The 22,687-nt window shown below is 35.6% G+C and carries 24 protein-coding genes; 5 read left to right on the plus strand and 19 right to left on the minus strand.

All coding sequences use genetic code 11. From position 1 onward, the window contains the following. Window positions 1–16 precede the first annotated feature (16 nt). From FB551_RS21135 to FB551_RS21175, 9 genes are all read right to left on the minus strand, one after another. Entirely contained in the window at window positions 17–1,306 is a 1,290-nt protein-coding gene (locus FB551_RS21135; protein WP_142018835.1) for a sensor histidine kinase, read from the minus strand. Further along, window positions 1,306–1,977 carry a response regulator transcription factor gene (locus FB551_RS21140; protein ID WP_142018836.1) on the minus strand — a complete coding sequence of 224 codons (672 nt, stop codon included), beginning with the start codon at window positions 1,975–1,977 and terminating at the stop codon, window positions 1,306–1,308. The genes FB551_RS21135 and FB551_RS21140 overlap by 1 nt, the downstream gene beginning before the upstream one ends. A 206-nt stretch (window positions 1,978–2,183) precedes the next feature. Continuing rightward, a complete protein-coding gene (locus FB551_RS23675) occupies window positions 2,184–2,390 on the minus strand; it encodes a PepSY-like domain-containing protein (RefSeq protein ID WP_142018837.1) in 207 nt (68 codons plus the stop codon). Between the two features lie 35 nt (window positions 2,391–2,425). Then, window positions 2,426–2,875 (minus strand): PepSY-like domain-containing protein, encoded by a 450-nt coding sequence (locus FB551_RS21150; protein WP_226798756.1) that lies wholly within the window; start codon window positions 2,873–2,875, stop codon window positions 2,426–2,428. 222 nt (window positions 2,876–3,097) lie between these two features. Beyond that, window positions 3,098–3,793, minus strand: a complete 696-nt coding sequence (locus FB551_RS21155; protein WP_142018838.1) for a YjjG family noncanonical pyrimidine nucleotidase — start codon at window positions 3,791–3,793, stop codon at window positions 3,098–3,100. Window positions 3,794–3,995: 202 nt separating this feature from the next. Continuing rightward, window positions 3,996–4,586, minus strand: coding sequence for an RNA polymerase sigma factor (locus tag FB551_RS21160; RefSeq protein WP_047428944.1), 591 nt, complete (start codon window positions 4,584–4,586; stop codon window positions 3,996–3,998). Window positions 4,587–4,781: 195 nt separating this feature from the next. Further along, entirely contained in the window at window positions 4,782–5,273 is a 492-nt protein-coding gene (locus FB551_RS21165; protein ID WP_047428941.1) for a hypothetical protein, read from the minus strand. An 84-nt stretch (window positions 5,274–5,357) separates the two neighbouring features. Next, window positions 5,358–6,638 (minus strand): methionine adenosyltransferase, encoded by a 1,281-nt coding sequence (gene metK, locus FB551_RS21170; protein ID WP_047428939.1) that lies wholly within the window; start codon window positions 6,636–6,638, stop codon window positions 5,358–5,360. A 235-nt stretch (window positions 6,639–6,873) separates the two neighbouring features. Then, window positions 6,874–7,824 (minus strand): LysR substrate-binding domain-containing protein, encoded by a 951-nt coding sequence (locus FB551_RS21175; RefSeq protein WP_047428937.1) that lies wholly within the window; start codon window positions 7,822–7,824, stop codon window positions 6,874–6,876. A 134-nt stretch (window positions 7,825–7,958) separates the two neighbouring features. Between FB551_RS21175 and FB551_RS21180 the strand changes: the two genes are divergently transcribed. The 5 genes from FB551_RS21180 to FB551_RS21200 all read left to right on the plus strand — a co-directional run bounded on the left by FB551_RS21180 (window position 7,959) and on the right by FB551_RS21200 (window position 12,226). Then, window positions 7,959–9,446 (plus strand): catalase, encoded by a 1,488-nt coding sequence (locus FB551_RS21180; protein WP_142018839.1) that lies wholly within the window; start codon window positions 7,959–7,961, stop codon window positions 9,444–9,446. 105 nt (window positions 9,447–9,551) lie between these two features. After that, window positions 9,552–10,319 carry an enoyl-CoA hydratase/isomerase family protein gene (locus tag FB551_RS21185; protein WP_047428933.1) on the plus strand — a complete coding sequence of 256 codons (768 nt, stop codon included), beginning with the start codon at window positions 9,552–9,554 and terminating at the stop codon, window positions 10,317–10,319. A 54-nt stretch (window positions 10,320–10,373) separates the two neighbouring features. Next, on the plus strand, window positions 10,374–10,796 hold the full coding sequence (locus FB551_RS21190; RefSeq protein WP_034692520.1) for a deoxycytidylate deaminase: 423 nt from the start codon (window positions 10,374–10,376) through the stop codon (window positions 10,794–10,796). A gap of 6 nt (window positions 10,797–10,802) precedes the next feature. Next, window positions 10,803–11,717, plus strand: a complete 915-nt coding sequence (gene xerD, locus FB551_RS21195) for a site-specific tyrosine recombinase XerD (protein ID WP_047428930.1) — start codon at window positions 10,803–10,805, stop codon at window positions 11,715–11,717. After that, window positions 11,714–12,226, plus strand: coding sequence for an NUDIX hydrolase (locus tag FB551_RS21200; RefSeq protein ID WP_142018840.1), 513 nt, complete (start codon window positions 11,714–11,716; stop codon window positions 12,224–12,226). The genes xerD and FB551_RS21200 overlap by 4 nt, the downstream gene beginning before the upstream one ends. A gap of 103 nt (window positions 12,227–12,329) precedes the next feature. On the opposite strand, the gene FB551_RS21205 is transcribed toward FB551_RS21200, so the two are convergent. The 10 genes from FB551_RS21205 to FB551_RS21250 form a co-directional block, all read right to left on the minus strand. Beyond that, entirely contained in the window at window positions 12,330–12,788 is a 459-nt protein-coding gene (locus FB551_RS21205; RefSeq protein WP_142018841.1) for a heme-binding domain-containing protein, read from the minus strand. Between the two features lie 4 nt (window positions 12,789–12,792). Next, window positions 12,793–14,577, minus strand: a complete 1,785-nt coding sequence (locus FB551_RS21210; protein WP_142018842.1) for an Ig-like domain-containing protein — start codon at window positions 14,575–14,577, stop codon at window positions 12,793–12,795. 25 nt (window positions 14,578–14,602) lie between these two features. Further along, the gene (locus FB551_RS21215; RefSeq protein ID WP_142018843.1) at window positions 14,603–15,865 is read right to left on the minus strand and encodes a serine hydrolase domain-containing protein; all 1,263 of its coding nucleotides are present in this window, start codon (window positions 15,863–15,865) and stop codon (window positions 14,603–14,605) included. 161 nt (window positions 15,866–16,026) lie between these two features. Further along, the gene (locus FB551_RS21220; protein WP_226798757.1) at window positions 16,027–16,389 is read right to left on the minus strand and encodes a hypothetical protein; all 363 of its coding nucleotides are present in this window, start codon (window positions 16,387–16,389) and stop codon (window positions 16,027–16,029) included. 99 nt (window positions 16,390–16,488) lie between these two features. Then, on the minus strand, window positions 16,489–17,418 hold the full coding sequence (locus tag FB551_RS21225; RefSeq protein ID WP_142018844.1) for a 2-hydroxyacid dehydrogenase: 930 nt from the start codon (window positions 17,416–17,418) through the stop codon (window positions 16,489–16,491). Window positions 17,419–17,463: 45 nt separating this feature from the next. Continuing rightward, on the minus strand, window positions 17,464–17,850 hold the full coding sequence (locus FB551_RS21230; protein ID WP_142018845.1) for a GxxExxY protein: 387 nt from the start codon (window positions 17,848–17,850) through the stop codon (window positions 17,464–17,466). A gap of 82 nt (window positions 17,851–17,932) precedes the next feature. Continuing rightward, complete coding sequence (locus tag FB551_RS21235) at window positions 17,933–18,475, minus strand: acyl-CoA thioesterase (protein ID WP_047428919.1); 543 nt, start codon at window positions 18,473–18,475, stop codon at window positions 17,933–17,935. Continuing rightward, on the minus strand, window positions 18,463–19,215 hold the full coding sequence (locus FB551_RS21240; RefSeq protein WP_047428917.1) for a hypothetical protein: 753 nt from the start codon (window positions 19,213–19,215) through the stop codon (window positions 18,463–18,465). The genes FB551_RS21235 and FB551_RS21240 overlap by 13 nt, the downstream gene beginning before the upstream one ends. Window positions 19,216–19,394: 179 nt before the next feature. Further along, on the minus strand, window positions 19,395–21,512 hold the full coding sequence (locus FB551_RS21245; RefSeq protein WP_142018846.1) for a TonB-dependent receptor: 2,118 nt from the start codon (window positions 21,510–21,512) through the stop codon (window positions 19,395–19,397). Between the two features lie 398 nt (window positions 21,513–21,910). After that, window positions 21,911–22,681, minus strand: coding sequence for a WG repeat-containing protein (locus FB551_RS21250; RefSeq protein WP_226798758.1), 771 nt, complete (start codon window positions 22,679–22,681; stop codon window positions 21,911–21,913). Window positions 22,682–22,687 lie beyond the last annotated feature (6 nt).

Below are 22,687 nucleotides of genomic sequence, written 5' to 3' on the forward strand. Positions count from 1 at the left end.
GCTTTTTCTTTTGATATCAATAATGGGTATTATTCTTTGTCAGGATAAAATAATGCATCTGATCTCCATATTCGTAATTGATGTCCCAGCCGGGATATTGTTTGATTATGGTTTTAATGATAGACAATCCCAATCCGGTTGAAGTATGATCTGAACCTTGTTTATAAAAGCGTTTAAAGATCCTTGATTGATCTAAGGACGCAGGATTTCCACTGTTTTGAAATGCAATTCTGTTATTTTCAATGATAATGTTCAGAGTGCCTTCTTCGTTGTTATATTTCACTGCATTTTTAAGAAGGTTAGACAAAAGAATATCGGCAAGATCCTGATTGAAATCCGCTACAAATTTTCCTTTTTCGATAATACTGACCTCTACTTTTTTAAAGGCAATAAAATCTTCATAATTCTGAACAAGCTGGGTGATCATTCCGTTAAAATCAACATCTGAAGTTTTATTAAACTGGCTGTTCTCAATTTTGGAAAGCATCAATAAAGATTTGTTTAAGCCTACCATTCTTCGCAGATCATTCTTCACTTCAGTAAGAAAGGTCAGATTCTTTTTATCAAGATCATCATTCTGGATCATCAAATCAATTTTATTAATCACGATAGCCAATGGAGTCTGAAGTTCATGGGAAGCATTTTCAATAAACTGTTTCTGCTGATAGAAAACGAGTTCATTACGTTCAATCATTTCGTTGATTTCCACATTTAATTCTTCAAATTCAGTGATCTTATAATTCTGTTTTTCCTGAGAAAAAGGAATTCCGAACTGATATTTTTTAAGCTTATCCAAAATCTGATAGAACGGTCTCATTGCTTTATTCAACAAATATCCGTTAACAGCTACAATACTTATCACCAGAAGGATATAAAGCACAATCAGAGCTGTTGTGAGATCGTATATCAACTCATCTTCTTCTACCGTGGATGTTCTGATGACAAGCCGCTGGTGACCTTTGAACTGATCGATAAAGTCGGCCTCAAGAACTCTGTAAGGCTGATCTTTGTCATCATATTCCATATAGTACATCTTATTGTACAGTCTGCTTTTGTTTTGATAATCTCCAGCTTTGATGGGATTGATTTTAAATTCATTGAATCCAAACTCATTATTCTTCAAAAGCTGTGGATTGAGATAAACAGCTTTAATAATCTGTATTTTTCTGTCTCTCAATCCATCATCTACATTATCATGCACTTCATCCAGGATATAGGCATAAAAAAGACCTGCCCACACTGCTATAATCAACAGCAGGATCATGATCAGATATTTTATCGTGTAATATTTTAATGAAGTCTTCATCAGATGAATTTATATCCTATTCCGTATACAGCCTGAAAATCAGCTTCTGCATCAAGGGTTTTCAGTTTTTTACGAAGATTTTTGATCTGGGAATAAATAAAATCCAGGCTGTCTGCCTGATCAATATAATCTCCCCAGATGGCTTCAGCCAGTGTAGTTTTCTGTAAAGTCTTCTCCGGATGAATTACAAAATAATACAGAAGGTCATATTCTTTACGGTTAAGCACAAGCTCTTCATCACCTACTTTCACTGTTCTGTTTTCCGGATCAATGCTGATATTTTTGTATCGGATGATATTTTCACCATCCTGATTTTTTCTTCTGATCACAGACTTGATTCTTGCCATCAGTTCTGCAAGATGGAAAGGTTTCGCTAGATAATCATCTGCTCCTATTTCCAGCCCGGCCACCTTATCGTCCACAGAATCTTTGGCTGAAAGAATGATTACAGGATCTTTCTTATGCATTTTTTTGATCTCTTTCAGGAGATCTATTCCGTTTCCGTCAGGCAGCATAATGTCCAGCAAAATACAGTCATATTCGTAAGAAATAATTTTCTCGAGCCCGCCACTGTAATTTTCTGCATATTCTACAATAAAATGCTCTGCTTCCAGAAATTTCTGTACGGTATCCTTCAGTTCGGGTTCATCTTCTACTATTAAAATCTTCATACCACTGGGTCTCTATGCTCTGCTGCGCGATTAACTTATATCAAATATAGGGAAATTATAAGGAGGGAAGCTGGAGAAAGGAATACACATCCGAAAGTCTACGATAATATGATCAGTATAAGGGTTATATGATAAATTACCGATAATAAATCTACAAAATGGAAATGCTCTCTGCCGGATTCCCTCAGGTTCTTTTTCATAAGAATCTAATTTGATTTAACATTCCGGCCATCTGCATCAAAAATAAGACACAGGCCATTCATCAAATGAATTTTGTAAGCATTGTATTTTCTTTCAATAGAATCAATGATGCTGCAAGGATGATTCCTTGTCATAAATGATACCATATTCTTTCTAATCTGAGCAGAAGACATCTTTCTTTCGTTGCTGTTTATTATATTCCAGTTGACCATATTATTACTATTTAGTGTTTGTATCCGGTTACGTGTTAATCATCAATTCTTTTAAAATTTCCGTTTCTGTCAAATTCAAGCTCCAATCCATTGGAAAGTTCTGCCTTATAAGACCATCTTTTCTTTTCAATCTTAATGATATAAGTATTAGGAAAATTCTTTGTACTGTAATTTCTGATTGAAGCAGGAATGAAGCCATAAGGAATTTTCTGATGTTTGCCATCCACTTCTTTCCAGTTTCCATTGCTGTCAAACTCCATTTTCATTCCATTATTCAGATATACTTTATACTCATCTACTCCATAGATTTCTCTGTCTTCGATGGCTGAGTTTACAGGAATACCTTTAAAATGAACCGCAAGAAAGTTTTTAGCTGTTTTCGGTAACTGATTAGCATTGATTGCTCTGTCCTGTGCAGAAACCAAGCCTCCAATTAATAAAAAAATAATCATTAAGACACCTGTGATTTTCTTTACATTTTTCATACTATTACATTTTTCTGTTATTATTATGGAACAAAGTTCTTAATCAATTTGGGAAAGAATTGGGAAAAATGATTTTGGTGGGGAATATTTAATTTAACCACAGATTGGCACAGATGACCACAGATGTTTGCGTTGATTTTTCAAAATGTATGATTAGTCCTGAAAAATAAAAGAGCCACTAAGTTGAACTTAGCGGCTCCTTTATTAGATTTTATGATCTGTTTATAGATACTCTTTGATCTGCTGGAGATGGGTAATGGCTTTTAAACCTTCTTTCTGCTTATCTTCTTTATAAACATCAAAGAATATCGCATCCATACCAAAATCTGTAGCTCCCATGGCATCTGCAATCCAGTCGTCACCAATCAGGATACTTTCTTCTTTTCTGGCTTCAGAAAGTCCCAGTGAATATTCAAAAATCCTTGGATTGGGTTTTCTCACTCCTACAGCATCTGCACTTGTAATGGTTTTAAAATAAGGAGCAATTCCGGAAAGGGTACATTTTCTTTCCGTCACTTCCTGAAATCCATTGGAAATAATGTGTAATGTATAGTTTTTAGCTTTCAGATATTCTAAAACATCCTCTGCTCCTTCCACCAGTTCGTTATGGCTTACAATATTATCAAGGAAGTGTTCTTCAAAATAAAGGGCAAGCTCTTTATTATCTACTCCAAAATGTTTGAATGCATCATAAAAACGGTGTTCTCTCAAGTACTCTTTGCCGATTATTCCGTCTCTGATCTTTTCCCACAACTCTTCGTTGATATCGTGATATACGGAATGAAACTCTTCAAAGTCAATATTGTACTTTGAAGAAATATCCTGTTTTTCAAAAAGATCTTTGATGGTAAGATAGGCATTTCTGCGGTGATCCCAGAGTGTATTGTCCAGGTCAAAAAAAACGTGCTGCATTTTCATACAGCACAAAGTTAATAATTTTAATTTTTTGTAATAGGATAATTTTTGCTCTTGCTTTTCACAATCTCAAGACTTTTAGAAAAATTCAGCAAAAAATCAATTGTTTGTTTCTTAGGTTTCAAAGTTTTCACTTTTAAAGAATCATTTTTTTTCATAGGCGAAGTATGTTTTCTTTAAAACGTGAATTTTTCGGAAATATTATCTATCTTGTTAATATTATATTATTTTCATCCATGATTTTTCTCAGGTTTATCAGTGCATACCTCACTCTTCCTAGCGTGGTGTTGATGCTCATCTCTGTATGATCTGCAATTTCTTTGAAACTTAGACCATCAAAAAACCTCAGTTTGATTACCTCCTGCTGGTTTTGTGGTAAAAACTGTAACATTCTCAGGAGATCTTCCTGGATCTGATTGGTCACCAGCTGATCTTCAATATTTTCTGAAGGCTCTCTGATTAAATCAAAAATAGAATATTCATCCGTTTCAAAGGTAGTTTCTGAAACTTTAATATTCTTTGATTTTGACCTGAAATGATCGATGATTAAATTGTGAGAAATTCTTTTTGCCCAAAGAATAAATTTACCTTCTTCATTATAGCGCCCTTCTTTAAGCATCACAATAATCTTCATGAATGTATCCTGAAAGATATCATTTGCTAAATCTTCATCATTAATTTTGTAAAAAATGAATGTAAACAGTTCTCTCTGATGTCGATGAATAAGGGTTGACAATGCACCCTCGTCTCCTTTTTGGTAAAGGGAAATTAGTAAACTATCCGATTTTGATTTCATAACTCTTCTCAATATAAATATTTGCAGACAGGTATTCTACCAGATATTTCTTCTGGTCTTTGCTGTATAAACAAAACAGTTCTAGAGTAGAGTCTCTTCTATAGGCGGTAGTACAATTATTATGATGTAAATATAATAATTTTTTAATAACTGTTAACCTATTATTAAATTTTATAGAGAAAAATCTAAAAAAAATCATTTAAACATATCATGAATGAATACGGTAGGGATATTTAATGTAAAATTAATATTAAGTCCTTTCATCTCTTTTCCGTTCAAACGGGTATCTCCGATGGGAAAAGCATACCCTCCTGTAAGATCAAGCATCCCAAATAAAGTGACTCCTATTTTAGGGGCAATATATTTATTGGTTCCTTCAACTCCGGCTAAAAAGTAATAGGAGTGATAGAAGTCCACATTTTTTTCAAAATTAAGAAGTACATCAGCCTGCAGTTTCGGCATGATAGCAAACCTGGAATCCACAGATCCCATCATCGCCGATCCTCCCAATCTGTAAATTACATCATCATTTTTAAGAAAAAGCAATTTACCTCCTACTTCTCCGAAACTCTGGTTCTGATAGGTATATCCCACACTGATCATTTTATGCATGGTATATTGAGCTTTTACTAATGTACTTAGCAAAAACAGAGACAGGGCGGCAACTACAGTTCGAAAATTCATCATCTTTCTATATTATTAAGGTGTAAAATTAAAAAAAACTGCCTTATCCAAAGATAAAGCAGTTCATTATTATTCTTTAAAGAGAAATTAAATTCCAAAAGCGGATTTAATCTCCTCTACTTTGTCAAGTTTTTCCCAGGTAAAGAACTCAAGATCTTTTAGCGTAATCTCATTCTTATGACCTTTATTGAAAGTTTTATCAGCTACATAATGCTCTTTACCCATATGTCCGTAAGAAGCTGTTTCCTGATAAATAGGGTTTCTTAATTTTAAGTTCTGCTCAATAGCATAAGGCCTTAAATCGAAAATAGCAGAAACTTTTTTCGCGATATCTCCATCATGAAGATCCACTTTTGCAGTTCCATAAGTATTGATATATAAACCACAAGGCTCAGCTACCCCAATAGCATAAGAAACCTGCACCAAAACTTCATCAGCCACTCCTGCAGCTACTAAATTTTTAGCAATATGTCTTGTTGCATAAGCTGCACTTCTGTCTACTTTAGAAGGATCTTTTCCAGAGAAAGCACCACCTCCGTGAGCTCCTTTACCACCGTAAGTATCCACGATGATTTTTCTACCTGTAAGACCTGTATCTCCGTGAGGTCCTCCGATTACGAATTTCCCTGTAGGATTGATATGATATTTGATCTGATCGTTAAATAAAGCTTTGATTTCTTCTGTTTGCTGTGCAACCACTCTTGGAACCAGAATATTTTTGATATCCTCACGGATCTTGTTCAGCATTTCTTCTTCACTTCCAAAGTCATCATGCTGGGTAGAAACCACAATAGAATCAATTCTGATAGGCTTATGATCATCAGAATACTCAATCGTAACCTGGCTTTTTGCATCAGGACGAAGATAAGTGATCTCCTTATTTTCTCTTCTGATAGCAGAAAGTTCTTTCAGGATCGTGTGAGCAAGGTCCAATGCAAGAGGCATATAATTAGCTGTTTCATTGGTAGCATACCCAAACATCATTCCCTGGTCTCCGGCACCCTGTGCATTTGCCTTAGCTTCAAAAGACTCGTCATTTACCGCTCTGTCAACTCCCTGGTTGATATCAGGTGACTGCTCATGGATTGCAGAGATTACTCCACAAGAATCTCCATTGAACATATATTCTCCTTTCGTGTACCCGATCCCATTGATTACTTCTCTGGCAATGGTCTGTACATCAAGGTAAGCATCTGATTTTACTTCTCCAGCCAATACCACCTGTCCGGTAGTTACAAGAGTTTCACATGCTACTTTTGAATCTTTATCATATGCTAAGAAATGGTCGATTAATGCATCGGAAATTTGATCGGCAATTTTATCCGGATGTCCTTCTGAAACTGATTCAGATGTAAATAAATAAGACATATAATTCTTTTGTTTTTAAAGATTTAAAATAGTGTTTGCGAAAAATATGAATGAAATTGCCCAGAAAAAAGAATACTGTTTTAGCATTTTTTTATAGAGGTTGCAATCAGGTCAAATTTTTCCTCGTAATAAACGTCAGCAAATTTAAGTACTATTTTCGTAATACTCAAAAATTTTGTTTATTAATTATTATTTTATTTAAATTGATGATTTCTATCACTTTAAAGCATTTTCATTACTGAGGCTTAATGCTTACAAATTCTTTCGGACTTTCGTGATAATTCAGCTTAAGTTCTAAAGAAGTTTTGATAGAATGTGATAATTCATCAATAATTTTTTGCTTAAAAGTTGGTTTATAGTAAATAATACTGATTTCTCGATAAGGGAAAGGTTTTTTAAATCTGAAAACATTTTTCTTCTGCTCTTCTGAAAGCTGACTCAGTGCCAGTTCCGGCAGAATACTGATTCCCCCTACTTTATCCACCATGTGAACCAAAGTCTGGATATTGGAAGCTAAGAAATCTAAATTTTTAGGCTTCAGCGTATTTTCTTTCAGGTGGCAGATATTTTCAAACTGATTTCTCAGACAGTTTCCTTCTTCAAGCAGCCATACTTTTTCTACATTCAGATCTTCCGGAATGATGTAGGAATTCTTTTTGTTGGCTTCTGTATTGGAACTATAAATCATCAGCTCCTCGTTGAACAGAAAATCCTGGTAGAACTCATCAGCAGTATCGTAAGGTGTAGAAATAATTCCCGCATCCAGCTCTCCTGCTTTCAGCGCTTTAATAATATTATCTGTTGTCATTTCTTTTACATTCATCTGAATCTTCGGGTTATCCTCCAGAAATTTGAAGATTTCTGTTGGCAGAATGAAAGAAGATACAGTAGGAATGATTCCCAGATTAATAGTCCCTCCTAAAATATTATTCAAAAGATTGGCTTTGTTTTTCAGCTCATTGACAGACTCAATAATTACCTTTGCCTGATCAATAATCTGAAGACCTACATCCGTGGTACGAATCGGGTGGGTAGTTCTGTCGAAAACCTTTACATCCAGTTCATCCTCAAATTTCTGTATCATGGCACTTAACGTAGGTTGGGTAATAAAACACGCCTGAGCGGCCTTACCAAAATGTTTATACTTATCTACAGCGATAAGATACTCCAGTTGCTGAATGTTCATTTGATTAATATTATCTATTACAAAGATATAACGTTTTTGCTATTAGCAATTAAAAATTCAAGTAAATTTGATATTCATTACCTTTACACTTGGATTTAGAAAAACAAAAAACATTTATACAAATCATTAATGATATGGATTCTAAAAAATTAACGTTAAGTAACGGCGCACCTTATTTTGAGCATCAGGATTCACAGACGGTAGGACCAAGAGGCCCGGTATTGCTGCAGGACTTTATCCTTCAGGAAAATCTTGCACATTTCGTTAGGGAAAGAATTCCTGAAAGGATTGTGCATGCCAAAGGAACCGGAGCTTACGGAACGTTCACTGTAACACACGACATCAGCCAATACACAAAAGCAAAACTGTTTTCAAAAGTAGGCAACTCATGCAGAATGTTTGCCAGATTTTCCACTGTGGGAGGTGAAAAAGGAAGTGCAGATACGGCAAGGGACCCAAGAGGATTTGCCTTAAAATTTTATACTGAAGATGGGAACTGGGACCTGGTAGGAAATAATACTCCTGTATTCTTTATTAAGGATGCAAAAAAGTTCCCGGATTTTATCCACACCCAGAAAAGAGTGCCGAAAACAAACTTAAAAAGCGCCACCATGATGTGGGATTTCTGGAGTTTAAACCCGGAATCACTTCATCAGGTTCTTATATTAATGTCTGACAGAGGAACACCTTATGGTTACCGACATATGCATGGTTTCGGATCTCATACGTTTTCCATGATCAATGATAAAAATGAAAGAGTATGGGTGAAATTCCATTTTAAAACAAAACAGGGTGTCAAAAATTTCACGGATGAAGAAGCTGTAAAAATGGCTGGAGAAAATCCGGATTTTGCTCAGGAAGATCTTTGCAATGCAATTGAAAATGGCAATTTTCCTAAATGGACGATGTACATTCAGGTGATGACAGAAGAACAGGCAAAGGATTTCAGATGGAATCCGTTTGATGTAACCAAAGTATGGTTTCATGATGATTTTCCTCTGATTGAAGTAGGAGAAATGGAGCTGAACGAAGTGCCTGTTAATTATTTTGCCCATGTGGAACAGTCTACTTTTTCACCTAGCAGTTTAATTAACGGAATCAGCTTCTCACCGGACAAAATGCTTCAGGGAAGGTTATTCTCTTATCCTGATGCTCACCGTTACAGAGTGGGAGTCAATGCTCATCAGCTGGAAGTAAACAGATGTCCTTTTGCTGTCAACAATTATCAGAGAGACGGCTTTATGGCAGATTCAAGCCACTATCAGGACAAACCGAATTATCATCCGAACAGTTTCGATGATATCAAACCGGATCCAGCTTACCAAAATTACGAATATGAGCTGGACAGTGCTCATGTTGCCAGTTACAATAGAAATGACAACGACAGTGATCATTATACCCAACCCGGACTTTTATATTCAAAAGCAATGAATGCAGAGGACAGAGATCATCTGATTAAAAATATTGTAGGCAGTATGAACGGTATTACCGGACCAAAGAAAGACGAGATTATCAACCGACAGTTATGTCACTTTTTCCGTGCTAACATTGAGCTTGGCATGAAAGTGGCATCTCAACTAAACGTCAATATTGATGCAAATATGATGAATCATTCCAAATAATCATATTGAATGATAAATTAAAAAAAAGGAAAAAAAAATAATATTTTTTCCTTTTTTTTGTAAAAAATTCATAATTTGCAAAGGATGATATTTTAAAGTGGAAAAATGAGTTACGAGAACATATTATTAAAAAAAGAAGATAAATTATCTATCATTACCATAAACAGACCTGAGAGTTTAAATGCTTTAAATGCAAAAACAATTCAGGAAATCAGTACCGCACTGGATGAGCTTAATGCTGACACTTCATGCAGAGTAATTATCCTTACCGGAAGTGGAGAAAAATCTTTTGTAGCGGGAGCTGATATCAAGGAATTCAGTGACTTTGGACAGGAAAGAGCTGAAGAACTTGCAAGAAACGGACAAAATACATTATTCAATAAAATTGAAAACATGTCTAAACCTGTCATTGCAGCCGTAAACGGTTTTGCACTAGGAGGAGGTTTGGAGCTTGCTATGGCATGCCACATCAGATATGCATCGGAAAACGCCAGATTAGGGCTTCCTGAAGTAACACTTGGATTAATTCCGGGATATGGAGGAACTCAGAGGCTTCCCAAGCTTGTAGGAAAAGGTATTGCCAACGAAATGATCTTCTCTGCCAAAATGATCCTTGCTCAAAAAGCAAAAGAGATCGGACTGGTGAACGAAGTATACCCTATTGAAGAATTATTAACCAAAACGAAAGAATTAGCAAACACGATTGCCTACAATTCACCAATGGCAATATCCAAGGCTATAAACGCCGTGAATTTATCTGATACGGAGAAAGGTTTTGAGGCTGAAATTACATATTTCGGAGAACTTTTTGAAATGGAAGATAAGAAAGAAGGAGTTACTGCGTTTCTAGAGAAGAGAAAGCCTAACTTCTAAATCTTTCTAAAAGATTTTAATCCAAATTATTTCGAAAAAAAACAATGCTGCGGTATGAATAAGTTTGATAAAGCTTATCTAAAAATGGCCCAGGAATGGGCAAAACTCTCCTACTGTAAGAGAAAACAGGTAGGAGCTCTTATCGTAAAAGATAGGATGATTATTTCAGATGGTTACAACGGGACTCCTTCGGGATTCGAAAACTGCTGTGAAGATGGAGAAGGGAAAACACACTGGTACGTATTGCATGCGGAAGCCAATGCTATATTAAAGCTGGCGGCCTCTACCCAATCTGCAAAAGGAGCAACGTTATATTTAACGCTGTCGCCCTGTAAAGAATGCAGCAAGCTGATTCTGCAGGCAGGGATTACGAGACTGGTGTATATTAATGAGTATTCGGATGACGATGGAATATCGTTCCTGAGGAACCATAACATTGAAATAGAACAAATATCGGACTGTGAACTAAAAAAATAAGCACAAATGACTTGGGATGAAAAGATCAAAGATTTTGAAATATTTCTTCGTTTCGAAAGAAATTTTTCAGAAAACACACTCGACGCCTATGTTCGGGACATTAAGAAATTAAAAGATTACGCAGAAGAGGATCTGGAAAATGTCGGTCCAGACTCCATCGGTTACGAAAACCTGCAGGAATACATTTTCAATCTTTCCAAACAGAAATTCAGTGAGAGATCACAGGCAAGATGGATATCTTCCATCAAAGCTTTCTTCAAATTTCTGCTGGAAGATGAATATCGTGAAGACAATCCTGCGGCGTTACTTGAAGGCCCTAAACTGGGATTATATCTACCTGATACTTTAAGCCTGCCTGATATCAACAAAATTATTGCTGCTATTGAGGTGAATACAGATCTTGGAAAAAGAAACCAATGCATTATAGAAGTACTATATGGCTGCGGACTTCGTGTTTCCGAACTGATAGACCTGAAAATCTCCAATATCAACTTTAAAGAGCAATACATCAAGGTACACGGAAAAGGAAATAAAACCCGTTTTGTTCCTTTAGCTGATTATACTGCAGATCTGCTTGAAAGTTATATCAAAGAGGTTCGTTCTAAAGGTAAAATCAATAAGAAATATGAAGATACTCTGTTTTTGAACAGCCGTGGGACTTCTATGTCCAGAGTAATCGTATTTCTTATTATTAAAGAACTTACAGATAAAGCAGGGGTTAACAAAAAAATATCACCACACACATTCAGACATTCATTTGCTACCCATTTATTACAGAATGGAGCAGATCTACGGTATATTCAGGAAATGCTGGGACATTCCAGTATTACAACAACGGAGATCTATACGCACCTGAAAACGGAGGAATTAAGGGATGTTATTTTGAGTTATCACCCTAGAAATATTAATATTACTCAATGAAACTATTGAAATATTGTCCAAGCTGTGGCAAAGAGTCCTTACACTGGGATGGTGAAAAGAAATGGAGCTGTCCGGAATGTGGTTTTACTTTGTATAATAATGTGGCAGGTGCTGTAGCAGTTGTCATCAGATGTGGAGACGAAATGTATCTTACCAGAAGAAACAGAGACCCTAAAAAAGGGAAACTAGACCTGGCCGGAGGATTTGTTGATCCCAAAGAAAGTGCAGAGGAAACCTGTAAAAGAGAACTTTTTGAAGAACTTCAGCTTGATATCGATATTTCTAACCTGAAATACCTTACCAGCCTTCCTAACATCTATCAATATAAGGAAATTGATTACAATACGATCGATCTCTTTTATGAATACAATGTTTCGGAAAAATTTGAGGTCAATCTTGAACTCTCCGAAATCTCGGAGGCGGTCTGGATTCCTTTACAGGATCTGGATCTTGAAGATATCGCTTTTGATTCTCAGAAGAGATTTTTCGAGAGCTATTTAAAGAAATAATTTTTGTAAAATATTCTCCCGTAGATTTTGCAGGTTAAGCAGACGGTACAACACATTCATCTGCTGGATTTGCGAAATCTGCGGGAGTTTTTTATGGTAGAAACTAATAGGTTTTAGACTTCAGCATTTCTTCAAAATACTGAATCAGCAATACTCTTTCTGCTTCTGAAAGATTAGCTTCTTTATGATACACAATATAACCAGGCATCGGCATTGTTTTGTTCTGAATGGTCTGGATGGATTTAGTCAGCATATTTTCCTTCAAATCCTTATTATAAGTCTGCCAGGTAGAAAAATTAAGATGTTCCCTCCCTTCATTCACGTGACTTTTTACAGACCATGACACAGGGGCAATAAAAGCATATTTCGGATACACCGTCTCATTGGAATGACAGTCATAACATGCATTTTTAAGCAGGGTTCTGATCTTTGCCGGTGATTTCCTTGCCTCAACAAAATTTACTGCAGAATCAACAGGTTTATTGGTTCTGTCAATAGGAAAGAACTGAACCAGGGCAAATGCCACCAATGTCCAAAATACTATTTTCTTAGCCATTTTCATCAGCTTACTTTACCGGGGTTAAAACGGCGTTGGAAGATTTTAATTCTTTCTTGGCTTCTTCTTTCACTTCAGTCGCAGCTGGTGGCGTCTGTACTGCTGGAGTTACAGCCGGGGTTACTGTTGCTGACTTCGGACTATCAAGTGTTCTGGTATCTTTCAGATCCCATTCTTCTCTGGTTTCCCATAGACCTCTAACGATCACTTTTTTATAGAAAACATATGCATCTTCAGCAAAAACATCATTCGCAAAATCTGCTTCATCCCAATATTTATTCCCGTTATTGTCTACCAGAATTCTCACAATATATTCTCCAGGTTTCAGGATATCAAATTTCACTTTATTTCCTTTTATATACCTCTGATAGGCAATTTTATCTGAAGAATCTATCAGCTGAATCCAATAATTTGTTTCAGGTGCATTTGAAATGGAGAACTCAACATTTCCATACTGGTCTACTTTGTCAACGTCAAAATCGAAACGCTTAGACTGAGTATTTTTTGCGTAGAATGAGGATATCGTCTCTTTAGGTACAGTAAGTTCGTAACTTTTACCCATTACAAAATCTGACTGAACCTGAATCTGGTATGGATTTGTTTCTGAAATTTTAGCGGTAAATGGTAATGTTGTTAAACTGTCTCCTTTCATCTTGAGTGTCCATTTTGAAGGATCAATTTTATCAACGATATAATTGGAAGAAATTTTAAAATCTGACTTTGGAGCTAATGATTCACCGCCATTATCACTGTTAATGTCCATCACATTCTTTTTATTGTATCTGTAAAATAAAGATACACTGTACGCACTGTCTTTTTTCGGACCTTTATTATGGGTGAATATGAGTTTTTCATTGGCTTCCTGCCCTACATTATCCTTTACAGCATCAAACCAGATTCTCACAGAGTCTGATTTCGGATTATGGGTTATTTTTATATCCTTTAGTTTTTCATTCAGGGACTGAACTTTCACCTCATCAGGATTTCCTTCAAAGGTCATTAAAATTCCTCCTGCAATTTCTTTCATTTCCTGGTATTTCACAGGTTTTTTGGAAGGGTACACTTTTAAATTTAATCCTGAAATAGATTTCTCAAAATTGATGGGATCTTTCTGGAATCCTACCTTTTCTTTTCCCGGATCATACATAGAATTTCCGTTCTCGTCTTCAAAAGCAATAATTTTATATTTTCCGGGAGTCAGATAGTTTAATTCGTAATATCCATCTTCATCTACCTTCGTGATATAGTACGGTTTTTTCTTGTAATCCATTGTATCCTTTACCTGATACAATCCCACCACAAGCTTATTTTCAGTGGATATAGTTCCTGTTTTCTTTTTAGTATCCAGTGCATCTTTTATTTCACCACTGATATAAAGGTCATCCAATTTATCACCTGTAGAAAAAGCAAAATTGAAATACCTTAATATATTGGATTCATTATTATCAACAATTGAATTTCCAAAATTGAAATTATACGTTGTATTAGCCTGAAGGGTATCTGACCATTGAATCAGAACAAACTTATTGGCAATATTGGAAGGAAGAATCCTCGTTATCCCTTTAATGGGAGGTGAAATAATCAGGTTTTTATTGATATCTTTCAATGTCACATATTCATCAAAGTCCAGACGGAGCTGGTGAATATCTCTTTTGACATTAATCCTTGTTGTATCAATGTTTGAACTTAAAAACTTTGGTGCCAGAGTATCTTTAGGCCCACCAACAGGAGATCCTACTCTTGCACACGAATGTACAAGAAAACAGATAACGAGTAATAAAAGAAACCTTTTCATGAAAATGTTTAGGCAAAAGTAAACATTATTCTCCAAAAACTTCCTGTCCGGAATTTAAAGTATCTTTATTGTCATGCATCACGGTATGCAGCTTCTCCTTTTGTAAAGGGAAATCTTCAAATAATCCCGATAATGCAAGAGCGGTATAAACTTTCGTTGAATATTTGTTACCGATAGCTACAATCGTAACCTTAGATTTTAAAAGGTGGGCAAAAACTGAGTTTGTGCCATGCCACCATCCATTGTGATAAGTCAGTTTTTCACCATTATCGAATATTTTCATTCTGAATCCTAATCCGTAATTATTCATTCCTGCTTTTTCGTTGCTGTAGGGAGTAAATACCATCTGCATCAGTTCGGGTTTCAGGAAATTTTTTGAAAACATTGCTTTTGAAAAGTTGTACAAATCTCTTGGTGTTGTGTACACATTTTTATCTCCGTAAATAAGATCAAGCCTATCTAGTGGATAAAGCTTGCTTCCTCCGTAATAAAAAGACTGGGAAGCAGTTGGAATATCTTTTTCCTGGAAGATGTATGTGTTATTCATTTTCAATGGTGTGAAAACCATTTCTTTCATCGCCTGAGGGAAAGGAGTTTTGGTCACTTTTTCAATTATTAAGGCCAATAAAGCAAAGTTTGTATTGCAATACATAAATCCTGTATCCGTATCTCTTGCCAGATCTGGTTTATATTTGATGATCATATTCAAAATATCTTCATTGGTAATAAAAGGTTTTGAAAGTTCTGCCGGAGCTGGTTGTATTTTGGTGATAAAATATTCATATTTCGGAAGACCACTCCTCTGATCCAGTAAAGTCTGAACGGTAACATTCGGGTAGGGAAATCCTGGGAAAAACTGAGTAAGGTGATCCGTAAATTTTATTTTCCCTGCCTCTATCAGCTTCATCATAGCCATTGCCGTTAAAGTCTTGGAAACTGAAGCAACATGTAACGGTGTATTTTTATCGATTGGCATCTGGTTTCCCGCTCTTCCGAAACCTCTGTAATTTTCGTATAGGATTTCATCACCCTTGGCAACAAGGATTCCACCGCTAAGATCTCCTCCTTCCCATATTTTTTTGTAATACTGGTCTATATAGCTTACAGTAGTCTGTCTGTTCAGAAGCTGTCCGTCTCCTTTTGTAAAAATATCACCCAGATCTACATTTCCATAGTTGGGCAGGTTGGTTGCATTTTCAGCAGAGGCTTCTTTAGCTTCATCCTTTTTTTTACAGGAAAATATCGATAATAAAACAGTTAAGATAAGTAGAAAATTACGCGTCGTCATGAGATTCAAAAATGAGCGGCAATTTAATAAAACTCAAAATAAATAATAAACAAGAGGTGGACATTATGAATTATTTAACATAAATGAGTGGCTATGTAAAAATATGGAATCGCTAAACCGCAAAAAGATTAAAAAAAATTAAAGAGAAAGTAAACTTCTTTTTAGAATCCAATAGGAGGCCCCGCCTGCCCGGTTATTCTTCCTCCAAATGTAATAAGACTATACAGATTTAAAATTGTAATATTCAAATCATCCTGGTTACAATAATAATTATCAATGGTTCCATATGCTGTATACTCTGAAATATTAAATCCTTCTTCAATGTCGTTATAATAAATTACTCTTCTACCCATTAATCCTACTACCCAAAAACCTCCTCCTTCTTGTCCATACTCTTCTTCGTACCATTTTTCAGGGTATATTTTGATTAAATCCCAGAAGTTTAAAAGATTTCCATTTAAGTCTTTTTCTGTAGAGTAAATTTTTTCAAAAATTTCTTCAATGGATATTGGTGTCCAGATCATATTTGTATACAAGTTATTAATCCGAAATTAATAAAAAAAAGACGAATTCACTTTTTGCAAATTCGTCTTTTTTATCTTTATGTTTTCCACAATATTTATCTAACAGTGTGAAGTTACAATTTTATCAACAATAAACTGAGCCAGTTTTTCTTTGCTTTGATGGGTCCACCCGGCAATATGAGGTGTAACAATAGCTTTTTCGGAATCAAGAAGATATTTTAAATCTTCATTTTCGGATTCAATATTCTCAAAGGAAGACTTTTCATATTCCAAAACATCCAGGCATGCACCTTTCACTTTTCCTGATTTCAATGCTTGTACTAAACTTTTAGTTTCAACATTCTTTCCTCTTGCCGTATTGACAAAATAAAATTCATTTTTCATTTCTGCAATGAATGTTTCATCTATAAGATAATGGGTCTCCGAAGTTAAAGGAATGTGTAAGCTTACAACCTCTGCAGATTGCTTCAATTCATCCAATGAAACATGTGTTGCATATTCATCAGAAAGACCGGGAAGAATATCATGGAAAATCACTTTACATCCAAACCCTGAAAGCCTTTTTGCAGTAGCTTTTCCCATATTTCCATAGCCAATCAATCCTACTGTTTTTCCCAACAACTCGTCTCCTCTGTTTTCTTCACGTTTCCAGATTCCGTTTTTCACTTCCTGAGAAGCAATAAAAAGTCTGTTCATGATCACTAAAAGCATTCCCACAACGTGTTCTGCTACGGAATCTCTGTTTCCCTCCGGAGAATTGATCAGTTGAATTCCCAGCTTTTCTGCAACAGGAATATCAATATTCTCCATTCCGGCTCCTACTCTGGCAATGAACTTCAGGTTTTTACCTTTTTCCAAAAAATTCTGATCTAATGGAATACGGCTTCTGATGATAATTCCGTCGTAATTTTCAATTTTATCACAAACCTCATCATAGGACGACGTGAAATCCTCTTCCAAAATAAAATTCTGAGCCAAAAGCTGTTCAGTAATAAGAGGATGATTTTTATCTAAAAGAAGTATTTTCATAGTTTAAACACAAATGACACTAATTTATTTCACAAATAACACAAGTTATAAGGTACCGTTAATAACTCTTTTTACTCCATTTTTAAACTGGATTGTATTAAAGTTGATCAACATACCAAGCTTACAATTGCTTAAACGAAGGTAAGTGAGTATCTGCGCCAGATGAATATCATGCAAAGATTCTACAGATTTTATTTCCAGCACAAATTTTTCTTCAATCAAAAAGTCAAGCCTGTACCCCACATCCATTTTAATCTCATCATAGATTAATGGCATCGGTTTTTGTCTTTCTACAAGAATATCATGTTTATTTAATTCATAAAACAGGCATTCTTCATAAGCACTTTCCAAAAGTCCCGGTCCTAATGCTTTATGGACTATATATCCAGCTTCGTAAACAATTTTTGATATATCATTTTCTGAAATATCCATTTTGGTTATTTTTTTTCATCTGACTGAGCACAACCATTTGTGAAAATTTGTGCCAGCCATTTGTGTTTTTTGTGTTTAAGTATTACTTTTTATCTTTCTTAGGCTCCTGCGGCTCCTGGAATAACTTTTTCAGTTCTACAGATTCCAACGGTTTCATTCTTCCGGAAAGAATTAATGAAAGTTCTTTTCTACGGAATGCTGCGGCAAATCTTTCTTTCTCCTCTTCTGTTTCAGGAATCATTTCCGGAATAGGAATCGGACGGTTGAACTCATCTACTGCAACAAAAGTATAAATCCCCGCATTTGTATGAACTTTCTTCTGATTGATAGGATCATCCAACCATACATCTACATACACTTCCATGGAAGTGGAAAATGCTCTGGATACTTTGGATTCCAACACCACAACACCGCCTTCCGGGATCGGATGGTTGAAAGATACGTGGTTTACAGAAGCAGTTACTACTCTTCTTTCGCAATGTCTTGCTGCAGAAATAGACGCACAACGGTCCATTTTTGCTAAAAGCTCACCACCGAAAAGGTTTCTTAGAGAGTTGGTTTCGTTCGGAAGAACGATATTGGTCATAATAGTCAGAGATTCTGACGCTTTTTTTATTTTTGCCATCTAGTCTTAGTGTTGTTTGGAACAGCCGGAGCAGTTTTTACTCCTTTTCCGGCAGGTTTTACTAATGAATCTTTTTTCAAAGAATCTGAAACGGGGGTTTCCGGAGTATGTACCATCACCTTCACCGTATCTTTTACAATTCTATGGGTAGAGGTCTGTACAGAAACATTATTGAAAGATTTTTTTCCAAAGAGAAGTTCCTGCTGGGTAAACGCCAGGTATAAAATTCCAAGAACCGGAATAATTAGAAGGAAAATCCAAAGAATTGTTTTTTTGAATTTAAAATCTTTTTCACGATTCACCGAGGCATTTACTTTTTCTCCGTTGTTGATATCTGAAAATCTGATTTCTTCCAACCCATAAAAGTCCGGACGTCCGGATTCTATTCTTTTGCCCTTGAAATGAGTATGCCCTTCTTCAATGAAGACTGTTCCAAGGTTTTGAATTTCAAGAACCTGTTCGGCCTGAAGTTTTTTCTTCCAAAAATCAGTCTGAATTTTAAGATCGCTTCTTGAAGCTTCCAGAGACATCTGTTTTTGTTCTGCAATAAAAGCAGTAAGGTCTTCAGCCTGTACTTCGTAGTCAATTGTAAACTCAATCTGACTGGCCGGAGGCAGAATGCTACCGTTTTCAGAATTAATAATTGCCTTAGAATTTTTCAGTGAAAACACCCCAAAGCCTGGAACTGTGGCAGTTCCAAATTGTTTTAAGTATTCTAAAATATATGCTGAAATATTCATTTGGCAGCAAATTTATAACTTTTTCATGACTTTTTGTAATATTTAACGGATATAAAAAAGACTGCCGAAACAGTCTTTTACTTATTCTGCAGTAAAATAGATATACTGTTATTCAAACTGCTTTTATTAATCTTAAAAACGTCAAAACTGTTAAAAAATCAAAAAGACCGATTTGTCAATTATTGAATTTTCCAACTCACCCCAAACATAAAATTCGTTCCTGCCTGTGAAAAATAATAAGGCTGCCCATCATAAACAGATCCGTTATTCACATATTTCCTGTTGAAAAGGTTATTCAACAGTAGCTTTAAAGCAATTTCATTATTGGCAATTTTAAATTGGTACTGAGCATTGAAATCTGTCAGGAAATAATCTTTAAGCTGCAGATTGGCATCTTCGGTATTATCCAGATATTGTTTTCCAACATACTGGTTCATTAAAGCAAACTGGAAATTTTTTGTAGGATTGAATTTCAAGCCTACATTGGCAATTACATTCGGAGAGAATGAAATCTGGGTATTTCCAAGACTTTTAGGCACATCGCCATTCTGAATATTGAAATCCTGGTTTCTGTTCTGGCTTAAGGTTACATTACCGGAAACCTCCCATTGCTTGGATAGTTTTGCCAAAGCACCAACCTCAATACCTCTTCTGTAGCTTTTCCCTGAGTTTGTTCTGATAAATGCTCCTACATTATTAAGTTCACCGTTCAAAACCAACTGATTCACATAATACATATAATAAACATTCGCAGTAAAAGATACGATCCCGAACTGTTTTTCAAAACCGGCTTCAATGTCGTGAAGTTTTTCGGCTTTCACATCATTATTCGCCATCAGGTCGTCTCTGTTGGGTTCACGGTGAGCGTGGGCATAGGAAAGGAATATTTTACCTCCGTCAATTCTGTAATTCATTCCTGCTTTAGGATTAAAGAACAGCCAGTTTTTACTTAAATCTGCCCCTTCATCATCACCAGCCGTCAGAATTTTTGTATTGTAATTGATTTTTCTAAGCTGTAAATCACCAAAGAATTCAAAATTATCTACTCTTAATAAAGCTTTCGCAAAACCAGACACCTCATTCTTCACAGAGCGGTTTCTGTAATATTCGCTTTCATCAATCTGAGGAAAAAATACTCCCGTTACATTTCCGTAATGTCTTCCGTAATACTGATTCACAACGGCACCAAAGTTCAGATCTAAATTTTCAAACTTTCCGTATAATGTAGAAACCATTCCGTAGAAATCATTATTCAGCCATTTTTTTCTGATAAAGTCTGAAGATTTTATCGTTTGTCCTCCTTCTGTTATATTGGGAAGGTTATATCTTGAAAAAGGATCTCCCTGCTTGTAATTTTCGTAATATCCTTTTCCTTTTGTATAATGGAATGTAGTTTCAAGATTCCAGCGGTCACTGAATTTCTGTTCCCAAAGCAACTGATAGTGATTCTGTCTGTAGTTATCCGTTTCATTATCATAGAAACTTACAATATTTTCCCAATTGGCATCATAGATCGCTCCTGAAATATTGAATTTAGGATCAGTTTCCCACGTCTTACGGTCTATTCCGTTCCATGCCTGATACGTTTTTTCTTTTCCACCGAAAGCCATTAAACGTAATTTCGTATTCCCTTCTTCAAATAAAGCGGTAAAGTTATAAGAATGTAAGTTGGATGAAGCCCTGTCTATATACCCATCAGAGTGAATATGGGTATATCTTCCCATCACGGAAAGACGGTTTTTCCAGAATTTCCCTGAGCCTATTTCTGCTGAATATTTATAGGTATTGAATGATCCGTAGCTGTCGTCTGTTTTAAAATAAAACTTCTCTTCCGGATCTTTAGAAAGTACATTAATACTTGCCCCAAAGGCAGAAACCCCATTATTGGAAGTTCCTACTCCTCTCTGAATGACAATCTGCGACGCAGAACTTGTTAAATCCGGAACGTTGACAAAAAATGTTCCCTGGCTTTCAGAGTCGTTATAAGGAACACCATTCATCATCACATTGATGGCACTTCCCGAAACACCACGGATTCTGAAACCGGTATATCCTACTCCGTTTCCTGCATCGGAAGTAGAAATAACAGAGGTTTGATTTTTCAAAAGAATAGGAAGATCCTGTCCCAGATTTTTACTGTCCAGATCTTTCTGCACATTGATGATCTCCTTTGCTACCGGCAGTCTTTTGGTAAAGCTGACGGCCTCAATTTCCCTGATCTTTAGGGAATCTTTATTCTGAGCCTGTATAAAAGCTACTGAGCCTACGCTAAGCCCTAAAAAAAATAATCCTTTCATTCTATAAATCTTTAACATTTAATGAATAAAAGGGGTGATTATGAGATAATTGATAAATAGCAAATGACGACTGATGTTTATCGATCACTGATCGTTACTCATCCATCAATTATTTAAATGGTTCCCTAAACAGCATTACCTGTTCCAGGTTCATTGGGTATAATCTCAGCCTGTTAAAGCACCCCTTTATTTCAGCCGCAAAATTACAAAAAATATATGATATCGAGGTGCGGAGTGCGGGATATTGGGCTGCGGGATAAAAATACCATGAAAAAACGGGAATTATCAGATGTATCAATCATCAATCATCAATCATCAATCATCAATCATCAATCATCAATCATCAATCATCAATCATCAATCATCAATTATCATTTATCATTTATCATTTATATTTCCTAGTACGTTTTGTTGTTGGCGTCAATATAGTAGTAATTCGAGCCGTCTTTTGTCACTTCAAACATCTTCCCCAGTTTCCAGCTGAAGTTTCTTTTAATATTGGAATATTCAAACGGAATGATAATTTTATTGTTAACATCAATGATTCCGAATTTATCATTATTGGAAGCAACAATCATCGGATTGGCCACATCATCACCCTCAAGAATAAACAGATACTGATATTGAGGATAGATCTGATATTGTCTGTAGTCGGCTGCATTTACAAATTTTGACTTTTCAATGATTCCGTAAAAACCATTGAGGATATAAGCCTGGAATAACTGTTGTTTATATTCTTCGAATTTACATTTTCCAAAATCGGTATCTTTGAACTGATATACTCGCTTTCCAGACTGATCTATACGGTAAGAAATCATATTTTTCTCTACTGTTGCATAGTCTTTTGTTCCAAATTTTCTCACTTTTTCATTGGGTGAATTCAGAAGATTGCAGTCTTCATAAAAAAATACGGCAATATGATATTCCGGCTGAATAATAAATTTCCCGTTTTGATTGACATAGCCGAACTGATCTCCTTTCTTCTTAGGAATCAGGACAGGAAGATCTTTATTGATCACTACCAGATCAGCATTAGGTTTGCTGGCTGAAGTTCCTTTTTTAACGATGGTTTTTGTTCCTTTCTTCGCAGGGATTTTCTTCACAGATCTGGTCTGCGAGAAAACGAAAATCGAAATAAAAACACATAAAACATTCAGGATATTTTTCATATTCTC

Origin of the sequence: Chryseobacterium aquifrigidense (genome assembly GCF_006716485.1) — a bacterium.
GTDB classification, from domain to species: domain Bacteria; phylum Bacteroidota; class Bacteroidia; order Flavobacteriales; family Weeksellaceae; genus Chryseobacterium; species Chryseobacterium vietnamense.

Coding starts and splice junctions, on each gene's coding strand:
- FB551_RS21135 (WP_142018835.1), bottom strand. CDS start 1,306: ATGAAGACTTCATTAAAATATTACACGATAAAATATCTGATCATGATC.
- FB551_RS21140 (WP_142018836.1), bottom strand. CDS start 1,977: ATGAAGATTTTAATAGTAGAAGATGAACCCGAACTGAAGGATACCGTA.
- FB551_RS23675 (WP_142018837.1), bottom strand. CDS start 2,390: ATGGTCAACTGGAATATAATAAACAGCAACGAAAGAAAGATGTCTTCT.
- FB551_RS21150 (WP_226798756.1), bottom strand. CDS start 2,875: ATGAAAAATGTAAAGAAAATCACAGGTGTCTTAATGATTATTTTTTTA.
- FB551_RS21155 (WP_142018838.1), bottom strand. CDS start 3,793: ATGAAAATGCAGCACGTTTTTTTTGACCTGGACAATACACTCTGGGAT.
- FB551_RS21160 (WP_047428944.1), bottom strand. CDS start 4,586: ATGAAATCAAAATCGGATAGTTTACTAATTTCCCTTTACCAAAAAGGA.
- FB551_RS21165 (WP_047428941.1), bottom strand. CDS start 5,273: ATGATGAATTTTCGAACTGTAGTTGCCGCCCTGTCTCTGTTTTTGCTA.
- metK (WP_047428939.1), bottom strand. CDS start 6,638: ATGTCTTATTTATTTACATCTGAATCAGTTTCAGAAGGACATCCGGAT.
- FB551_RS21175 (WP_047428937.1), bottom strand. CDS start 7,824: ATGAACATTCAGCAACTGGAGTATCTTATCGCTGTAGATAAGTATAAA.
- FB551_RS21180 (WP_142018839.1), top strand. CDS start 7,959: ATGGATTCTAAAAAATTAACGTTAAGTAACGGCGCACCTTATTTTGAG.
- FB551_RS21185 (WP_047428933.1), top strand. CDS start 9,552: ATGAGTTACGAGAACATATTATTAAAAAAAGAAGATAAATTATCTATC.
- FB551_RS21190 (WP_034692520.1), top strand. CDS start 10,374: ATGAATAAGTTTGATAAAGCTTATCTAAAAATGGCCCAGGAATGGGCA.
- xerD (WP_047428930.1), top strand. CDS start 10,803: ATGACTTGGGATGAAAAGATCAAAGATTTTGAAATATTTCTTCGTTTC.
- FB551_RS21200 (WP_142018840.1), top strand. CDS start 11,714: ATGAAACTATTGAAATATTGTCCAAGCTGTGGCAAAGAGTCCTTACAC.
- FB551_RS21205 (WP_142018841.1), bottom strand. CDS start 12,788: ATGAAAATGGCTAAGAAAATAGTATTTTGGACATTGGTGGCATTTGCC.
- FB551_RS21210 (WP_142018842.1), bottom strand. CDS start 14,577: ATGAAAAGGTTTCTTTTATTACTCGTTATCTGTTTTCTTGTACATTCG.
- FB551_RS21215 (WP_142018843.1), bottom strand. CDS start 15,865: ATGACGACGCGTAATTTTCTACTTATCTTAACTGTTTTATTATCGATA.
- FB551_RS21220 (WP_226798757.1), bottom strand. CDS start 16,389: ATGATCTGGACACCAATATCCATTGAAGAAATTTTTGAAAAAATTTAC.
- FB551_RS21225 (WP_142018844.1), bottom strand. CDS start 17,418: ATGAAAATACTTCTTTTAGATAAAAATCATCCTCTTATTACTGAACAG.
- FB551_RS21230 (WP_142018845.1), bottom strand. CDS start 17,850: ATGGATATTTCAGAAAATGATATATCAAAAATTGTTTACGAAGCTGGA.
- FB551_RS21235 (WP_047428919.1), bottom strand. CDS start 18,475: ATGGCAAAAATAAAAAAAGCGTCAGAATCTCTGACTATTATGACCAAT.
- FB551_RS21240 (WP_047428917.1), bottom strand. CDS start 19,215: ATGAATATTTCAGCATATATTTTAGAATACTTAAAACAATTTGGAACT.
- FB551_RS21245 (WP_142018846.1), bottom strand. CDS start 21,512: ATGAAAGGATTATTTTTTTTAGGGCTTAGCGTAGGCTCAGTAGCTTTT.
- FB551_RS21250 (WP_226798758.1), bottom strand. CDS start 22,681: ATGAAAAATATCCTGAATGTTTTATGTGTTTTTATTTCGATTTTCGTT.